The sequence below is a fragment of the Arthrobacter sp. Y3223164 genome, from assembly GCF_059091005.1.
This window is the reverse complement of the sequence record NZ_JBNHGF010000103.1, coordinates 1-7,874: the sequence shown is the minus strand read 5'-3', so window position 1 is coordinate 7,874 and position 7,874 is coordinate 1. Positions and strand designations below refer to the sequence as shown.

Here is a 7,874-nt window from a genome sequence, read left to right as displayed (position 1 = left end):
GCTACGTGGGCAACGCGGCGGAGGTGTTCCCCGAGATCCTGCGCCGGCACCGGGCCGGCGAGATCACCGTGGACGTGGTCACCGACCAGACCCCGGCAGCAACGCGGGCATCGCCAACGCTGCCATCAACTTCGCGATGGCCAAGCAGGCGAACAACAAGAGCTTCTACGATTGGGGCGGCAGCGGGCCGTGGGGCTACGACTGCTCGGGACTGACGCAGGCGGCGTTTGGCAGCGCCGGTCGCTACCTGCCCCGCGTGGCGCAGGACCAGCTCGACTCCGCACCGCACAAGGTGCCGCTCGCCCAACTTCAGCCCGGCGACCTGGTCTTCTGGGGCGAGCCGAATGCCATCTGGCACGTGGCGATCTACATCGGCAACTGGCAAGTCGTCCATGCGCTAAACGACAAGGATGGTCTGACGGTGACCAATATCAGCCACATGTACGGCAAGCTGCACACGGTCGGCGCCCGCTGGGCCGTCTAGCCTGCACTGCTTAAAAGGGGCGGGCCCGGAACCTTTGAGGTTCCGGGCCCGCCCTTCTGCTACCTGCGGTTATTCGGCGTCGGGCAGGGGGCCGAAGTTGCGGCGGTCGTCCAGGCGAGGGTCATGCTTGTCCGGCACCACCATGACGGGGCCCTTGGCATGGTGCAGCACGCCCTGGCTGGTGGAGCCGAGCAGCATGCCGGCGAAGCCGCCGCGGCCGCGGGTACCAACCACCAGCAGTTCGGCGGTGCGTGACGCCTCGATCAACAGTTCTACCGGGGAGCCGTCCTGCACTTCACCGGTGACGCGCAGATCGGGGAAGTGGCTCTTGAGCCACGCCACGCCGGCGTCGAGCTGCTCACGGATATCCGCATAGAGCGCTTCGCGGTCCAGCGGTGCCGGCACCCACGCCAGCGAGCCCGTGAACGGTGGCATGGCGCAGATGACCTTCAGCGGATAGCCGAGCCGCTCGGCCTGCTCTGCGGCGACCAGGGTGGCGTTGCGGGCCTGCTCTGAACCATCAACCCCGACCACGACGACCTTCTGGATGTCCTCGGGGCGGATCGCCTGGTCCTTGGACCGGGGAAGCTCGATGTCCAGGTCACCGAGACGCGGCGCGCAGGCCAGCGGAATCGTCACCGTCGGACAGGAAGCGTGGGCCGGGACGGCGCTGCTCACGGAGCCCAGCAACCGGCCCATGAAACCACCGCGGCCGCGCGTACCGACCACGACCAGCTCGGCCTGTTCCGAGAGCTCCAGCAGCACCCCGGCGGCGTCGCCGGTTTCCACCCGCGCATCGATGTCCAGGCCGTAACCGGTAACTTTGGACACCGCCTGCTCGAGCACGGCTTCGGCGCCTTCGCGGATCACCGAATCGTCCAGGGTGGCATAGCCGGCGTCCATGCTGGAGGCAGCGAAGACCGGAACGGTGTAGGCGGTCACGACGTGCAGCGGGGTTCTGCGCCGTTGCGCCTCCTCCGCAGCCCAAACCAACGCGCAGATGCTCTGATCGGAGCCGTCAACTCCGACGACAATGCCGCGGGGTGCCGCGCCCTGTCCGGCGTCTGAACCTGTGGCTTCTGTCATTCGTTCCGCCTCCCTCAACGTCGCACGGGCATCCTCGCCCGCTACCCTCAGCTTACTCTGCAACAAAGCGCTTCTCAGTGGCCGAAAAGTTATGTAGGCTTCGATGAAAATTGTGTTAAATAACAGTTTCACAATGCGTGTGCGGGCGTCCTTTCGCCGCCCGAGGTTCTCGCTACCGTACAAGGAGTCCGTGCAGTGAGTGGCGTTTCCGTACCAGAAGTGCCTACCGAATACACCACCGCGGTGGTCATCGGTTCCGGGCTGCCCGGACTGGCCGTGGCGAGCGAGCTCAGCCGCCAGGGCGTGTCGTCAATCGTCGTTGAGGGGTTGCTCCCCCAGCCGGCCGACCAGGGACGCAGGTCCACGCTGGCGGACTCGACGCACCGGAGCGAGCGCAACGACCTGCTGCGGTTGCTGCAGGCGTACGCCGCCAGCCATGCGCTGGACATCCGCCACAGCACCCATGTCTGCGGCGTCACCAAGACGTCGGAAAAACCAGCGTCGGCGGCACCGGCGGACCCGTCCAGGCCACCGGCTGCCTCTGTGGCCCACGCACCCGCGATGAGCAGGGACAAGAACCAGAAGTGGGTCATCCGCACCGAAAACGGCTTGCTGGTCGCCGATTCCGTCGTGCTGACGGGCTGCGCGCAGAACCAGATGCGCCGGCTGCTCCGGAGCCTGGGCATCGCGGCCGGCGCAAACCTCGCCACCGTCCTGAAAGCGATCGGCCTCTACCTGGTCGGAGTGGCGGATCTGCTGGCGCCGAGCACACGGGACATCATCCGGCAGGCGAAGGTGGCCGGCAGCGCCATCGCTTCCACCTCCCGGCCGGCCGTCGCCTGACGCCGGGCGGGCGGGAAAACAGCGGCACCGTACGCTCTCCGCTAGACGCGGGGCGGCGGGAAAACAGCGGCGCCGTACGCTAGTCGCCTGACGCCGGGCAGGCGGGAAACAGCGGCACCGTACGCCGCCGCGTGCCGCAGGGGCTAGAATTTTGGGGAAATCCCTGACCATACCACTTACCTGTGGAGGACATCCCCCATGCCCCAAAAGGGAGCAGTAGCCGCCAAGACTTCGGTGCTCGACCGCTATTTCGAGATCACCAAGCGCGGCTCCAACTATTCGCGCGAAATCCGCGGCGGCCTGGCCACGTTCTTCGCGATGAGCTACATCGTGGTGCTGAACCCGCTGGTCCTGGGCGGCGCCGATTCAACCGGCGCCATGCTCGGCGCCGAACGCGTCGCGGCGGTCACGGCCCTCGTGGCCGGAGTGCTGACGATCGTGATGGGGGCGTGGGCCAAGTACCCGTTCGCCCTGGCCACGGGCCTGGGCGTCAACGCCTTCATCGCCATCACCGTTGCGACCAATCCGGGCCTGACCTGGCCGGACGTGATGGGCCTGGTGATCCTCTCCGGCATCACCATGCTGATCCTGGTCCTGACCGGTTTCCGGACCGCGGTGTTCAATGCCGTGCCGCAAAGCCTCAAGACCGCCATCGTGGTGGGAATCGGCATGTTCATTGCCCTGATCGGCCTGGTCAATGCCGGCTTCATCCGCCGCATTCCGGACGCGGCGGGCACCACCGTTCCGGTGGGGCTCGGGTTCGACGGCGTGCTGCTGGGCTGGCCGATCCTCGTCTTCGTCGTCGGCCTCATCCTGACGATCGCCCTGGTGGTCAAGAAGGTCAAGGGCGGCATCCTGATCGGCGTCATCGCCGCCACCGTGCTCGCGGTGGTCATCGAAGCGGTGGCCGACGTCGGCCCGTCGATGGGTCCCGACGGCCCCAATCCGCTGGGATGGTCCCTGGTAGTGCCCGAGCTGCCGAGCGGCAGTTGGGTGGGGCTGCCCGACCTCAGCCTGATCGGCCAGGCCAGCCTCTTCGGTGCATTCGGGACGCTGGGCGTCACCGCCGCTTCCCTGCTGGCGTTTGCGATCCTGCTGAGCATCTTCTTCGACGCCATGGGCACCATGGTCGGCCTGGCCAACGAGGCCGGGCTGACGGACAAAGAGGGCAACATCCCGAACGTCGACCGCGTCCTGATGGTCGACGCCGTGGGCGCCATCGCCGGCGGCGCGGGATCCGTCTCGTCCAACCAGATCTACGTCGAGTCCGGCGCCGGGATCGGCGAGGGCGCGCGCACCGGCCTGGCCAACGTTGTCACCGGCCTGCTGTTCCTGATCGCCATGTTCTTCACGCCGCTGATTTCGCTGGTTCCGTTCGAGGCGGTGGCGCCGGCGCTCGTCGTCGTCGGTTTCATGATGGTGTCGCAGGTGGGCAAGATCGACTGGTCCGACTGGGGCGTGGCCATCCCCGCCTTCCTGACCTTCACGCTCATGCCCTTCACGTATTCCATCGCCAACGGCCTGGGCGCGGGCTTTATCGCCTACGTGCTGGTGCGCACGTTCCAGGGCCGGGCCAAGGACATCCACCCGCTGATGTGGGCGGTGGCCGCGGCCTTCGTGCTCTTCTTCGGCATGGGCCCGGTTGAGCAGCTCATTGGCTTCCGCTGACCCCAGGTCCGTCGAGGCGAAAGGGACCGGTACCGCCCGCAACGGGTGGTACCGGTCCCTTCGGTTTTACTCGCTTGGCTTGCGCCGTTGCGACTAGGCCTGGGCCCGCACTTCTGCTTCCGTGCGTGCCAGGTCGGCCCGGTCCAGGTCGCGCAGGGAGGCGCCCTTCGTTTCGCGGGTGAAGATCACCGCCACGACGGTGATGGCCGACGCGACCACCAGGTACAGGGCAACCGGCAGCCAGTGCTCGAAGTCCTTCAGCAGCGTGGAAGCGATGATGGGGGCGAGCGAACCGGCGAAGATCGACGTCACCTGGTAGCCCAGCGAGACACCGGAGTAGCGCATCCTGGTCGGGAACATCTCGGCCATGATGGCCGGCTGCCCCGCATACATCAGCCCGTGCACGGCAAGGCCCAGGAAGATTGCGGCCAAGATGATGATCGGGTTCTGCGTGTCGAACATCGGGAAGGCGACGAAGGCCCAGACCCCCGACAGCACGGCGCCGGCCATGTAGACCGGGCGGCGGCCGATGTTGTCCGACAGGCGCCCGTAGAACGGGATCACGACGAAGTGGAAGGCGTGCGCCAGGATCAGCAGGCCCAGCACCGTGGTGACGTCGAAGTCGTGAACGGTCTTCAGGTACGTGATGGAGAAGGCCACCACGATGTAGTAGATGATGTTCTCCGCTACGCGCAGCCCCATGGCAGTGAACACGCCGCGCGGGTACTTCTTCATCACTTCCACGACGCCGTAAGACGTGGACTTCACCTTGGCGGACTCGGCCTGGGCCTCCAGGAAGATCGGCGCCTCGGTGACCTTGGTGCGGATGTAGTAGCCGACGAGCACGATGACTGCAGAGAGCCAGAAGGCGACGCGCCAGCCCCAGGCCTGGAACTCGGCCTCGGAGAGGATGCCGGACATCACCCACAGCACTACCGTGGCCAGCATGTTGCCCATCGGCACGCCCGCCTGCGGCCAGGACGCCCAGAAGCCGCGCTTGGCTGCCGGGCTGTGCTCGGCCACCAGGAGTACCGCGCCGCCCCATTCGCCGCCGATGGCAAAGCCCTGGACGAACCGCAGCACCACCAGCAGGCCCGGCGCCCAATACCCGATCTGGTCGAACCCTGGCAGGCAGCCCATCAGGAACGTGGCGGCACCGATCAGGATGATGCTCACCTGCAGCAACTTCTTCCGGCCCAGCTTGTCACCGAAGTGGCCGAACACGATCCCGCCCAGCGGCCGGGCAATGAAGCCGACGGCGAACGTGACGAAGGCGGCGATGATCGCGTCCAGTTCGGTGCCCGCATTCGGGAAGAACAGGGCGCCGAACACCAGCGTGGCCGCCGTGGCATAGAGGAAGAACTCGTACCATTCCACGACCGTGCCGGCCATGGAAGCGGTGACGACCTTGCGCAGGACCGACGGCGGCGACTCGTGCGTCGCGCCGGATCCGGGTCCGGTGGGGGTAGCGTGGGCGCTCATCATTCTCCTTGCATGGCGTGCGGTTAATGCGGCGTTCGCCGCCGGGACTCCCCCCGCACGCTGTGAGTGTGGTCACAATCAGACGTAGCCGAGTATTCCCCGCTCCCGCATGTGCATCAATGACAAACTTTGCAGGCATGGTCTGCAAAGATGCAGATATGCCTCCCGCGCCGCAGTCCGCCAAGCCGGACGACCTGATCATCCTCCTCGCCGTCGCCCGCACCGGCCGGTATACCGTGGCGGCCGAGAACCTGGGCCTGAACCACACCACCGTCTCGCGCAGAATCGCCGCCGTCGAAAAGGCCCTGGGCGGCCGCGTGTTCTCCGGGGCGCCGGGCGGCTGGGAGTTGACCGACCTGGGCCGCAAGGCGGCAGCGGTCGCCGAGCGGATCGAAGAATCGCTCACGGAGCTTGGCCGCACACCGGATCAGGCGGACCGACTGGCCGGTGTGGTGCGAATGTCGGCCACCGACGGTTTCAGCGCGTTCGTCGCCGCCCCGGCGATCGCGCGCCTGCAGCAGCGCCATCCCAGGCTCAGCGTGGAGATCGTTACCGCCGCCCGCCGGGCCACGCAACACCGGCCGGGCCTGGACTTCGAAGTCGTCGTCGGGCGGCCGCAGGTGATCCGCGCGCGATCCATCCGGCTGGGCAACTATGTCCTGGGTCTCTACGGCTCCCGTGATTATCTGGCCGAACACGGAGTACCGGACAGCGTGCGCGTGGCCATGAACCACCCGTTGGTCTATTTCGTCGACTCCATGCTGCAGGTTGACGACCTCGACGCCCCGCGCCGTTTGCTGCCTGCGATGTCCACGGCCCTGGGTTCCACCAACGTGTTCGTCCACGTCGAGGCAACCCGTGCCGGTGCCGGCCTCGGCCTGCTGCCGTGCTTCATGGCCAACCGCCATCCGGACCTGGTCCGGATCCTGCCGGGGGAACTGGAGGAGCGGCTCGGCTACTGGCTGGTGGCGCGGCCGGAGTCGCTGCGGCAACCGGCGGTGGCGGCGGTCGTCGATGCGCTCAGGCGCGAGACCCGCAGCAGGGAAGCCGAGCTGATGGGGAAGGGAACCGGCATCCGGTGAAAGGATTAATGACCGAGATGCCGGGCACTGGACCTAACTTGGGGGGATTAGGTTCTCAGCACCCGGCATCCGGCGCCGGATCAAATCCGGCTGAGCAGACATAGCGCTCCAGCCACCATCCATAGTGTCGAAGCCGTTCTTTCCATGCCTGCCTCCGGAGAGCCAGCCGCAAGCGGCTCGCTCCCGGGCCTGGTACGGCCGCTGCACGGCCGTTCTTGTCCATCTTACAAACAAATTCCGGCCGAAGTCATAACGTTCCGGGAAAGGTCCTAATTGGCCGGCCGGTCTTGCCGGATCGCCGATCCTCTGCAAAACTTCTCCACTCTCGGCCCGTCCCACAGCTGTGCCGGCATGGCACCGTGCAGCAACTCCCGGACGAGTCCGGGACCGGTTTCCAGCGGCTGGTCGCTGGCAGCGATGACCACGTTTCCGTGCCGGCGGCCCTTGAGCATCGGCGGGTCGGCGATGATCACCCGGTGCTCGAAAACCTCGCCGATGGTCGCCGCCTCCTCGCGGGCACCGATCAGCCGTGGCGTGTCGCCGCAGTTCACCAGGTAGACCCCGCCGGGTGAGAGGACTCGCCGCACCGCCCGGGTGAATTCCAGCGTGGTCAGTCCGTACGGGGTCTCGCTGCCGGAGAAGACGTCGCGGACCACCAGGTCCCGGCTGTCCTCGCTCAGTGATTCGGTGACCTCCCTTGCTTCACCCACCCGGATGCGCACCAACGGCGCACGCGGGATGTCGAACCACTGGCGCACGAGGTCGGCCAGCTTCGCGTCGATCTCGACCACTACCTGGCGCGCCTCCGGGTACGCGGCCGCCAGGTAGCGGGCCATCGAGCACGCCCCGCCGCCCAGGTGCAGGGCCCGAAGCTTAGCCCCGGGTCCCCATCGGGATGCGATCAGCGCCGCCATCCAGCGCATGTATTCGAAGTCCAGCCGCAGCGGATCGCCGACCACCACGTGGGAGGACTGGACGCCGTTGATCTTGAGCAGCCAGCTGTCCGCCGAGTCGGGCTCGCGGACCAGCTCGGCTGTCCCGGAGGAAATCTCATAGCGTCCCTCGGCCGGCCCGCCGGACGCCTCCGGCTCCCGTGCCGCCTCGGCACGGGTGCTTCGCCGCGCCATCGGCTACTTGACCAGCGCCAGCGCGAAGCCGTCCCAGCCCTTGCCGCCCACGGTCTGGATCGCCGTGGCGTCCAGGCGCGGGTCGGAGCCCAGCAGCGCCAG

The 7,874-nt window shown here is 67.2% G+C and carries 7 protein-coding genes and 1 pseudogene; 4 read left to right on the top strand and 4 right to left on the bottom strand.

Annotated features, from left to right (window positions below; all coding sequences use genetic code 11):
* Positions 1 to 136: 136 nt before the first annotated feature.
* Complete coding sequence (locus AC5RUJ_RS07530; protein WP_494155723.1) at positions 137 to 484, top strand: C40 family peptidase; 348 nt, start codon at positions 137 to 139, stop codon at positions 482 to 484.
* A gap of 69 nt (positions 485 to 553) precedes the next feature.
* On the opposite strand, the gene AC5RUJ_RS07525 is transcribed toward AC5RUJ_RS07530, so the two are convergent.
* A complete protein-coding gene (locus AC5RUJ_RS07525) occupies positions 554 to 1,570 on the bottom strand; it encodes a universal stress protein (RefSeq protein ID WP_494024867.1) in 1,017 nt (338 codons plus the stop codon).
* Between the two features lie 195 nt (positions 1,571 to 1,765).
* On the opposite strand from AC5RUJ_RS07525, the gene AC5RUJ_RS07520 reads away from it, so the two are divergent.
* Both AC5RUJ_RS07520 and AC5RUJ_RS07515 read left to right on the top strand, forming a co-directional pair.
* Complete coding sequence (locus tag AC5RUJ_RS07520) at positions 1,766 to 2,413, top strand: FAD-binding protein (protein WP_494128688.1); 648 nt, start codon at positions 1,766 to 1,768, stop codon at positions 2,411 to 2,413.
* A 198-nt stretch (positions 2,414 to 2,611) separates the two neighbouring features.
* Complete coding sequence (locus tag AC5RUJ_RS07515) at positions 2,612 to 4,081, top strand: NCS2 family permease (RefSeq protein WP_494001983.1); 1,470 nt, start codon at positions 2,612 to 2,614, stop codon at positions 4,079 to 4,081.
* Between the two features lie 93 nt (positions 4,082 to 4,174).
* Here the strand turns inward: AC5RUJ_RS07515 and AC5RUJ_RS07510 are convergent, their stop codons facing one another.
* Entirely contained in the window at positions 4,175 to 5,563 is a 1,389-nt protein-coding gene (locus AC5RUJ_RS07510) for an MFS transporter (protein WP_493978385.1), read from the bottom strand.
* A gap of 158 nt (positions 5,564 to 5,721) precedes the next feature.
* Here AC5RUJ_RS07510 and AC5RUJ_RS07505 point away from each other — a divergent pair, with 158 nt between their 5' ends.
* A complete protein-coding gene (locus AC5RUJ_RS07505; protein WP_494075917.1) occupies positions 5,722 to 6,645 on the top strand; it encodes a LysR family transcriptional regulator in 924 nt (307 codons plus the stop codon).
* A 269-nt stretch (positions 6,646 to 6,914) separates the two neighbouring features.
* On the opposite strand, the gene AC5RUJ_RS07500 is transcribed toward AC5RUJ_RS07505, so the two are convergent.
* Both AC5RUJ_RS07500 and AC5RUJ_RS07495 read right to left on the bottom strand, forming a co-directional pair.
* A complete protein-coding gene (locus AC5RUJ_RS07500) occupies positions 6,915 to 7,772 on the bottom strand; it encodes a spermidine synthase (protein WP_494013340.1) in 858 nt (285 codons plus the stop codon).
* A 3-nt stretch (positions 7,773 to 7,775) separates the two neighbouring features.
* Positions 7,776 to 7,874: pseudogene (locus AC5RUJ_RS07495) on the bottom strand (methyltransferase); the annotation flags it as partial.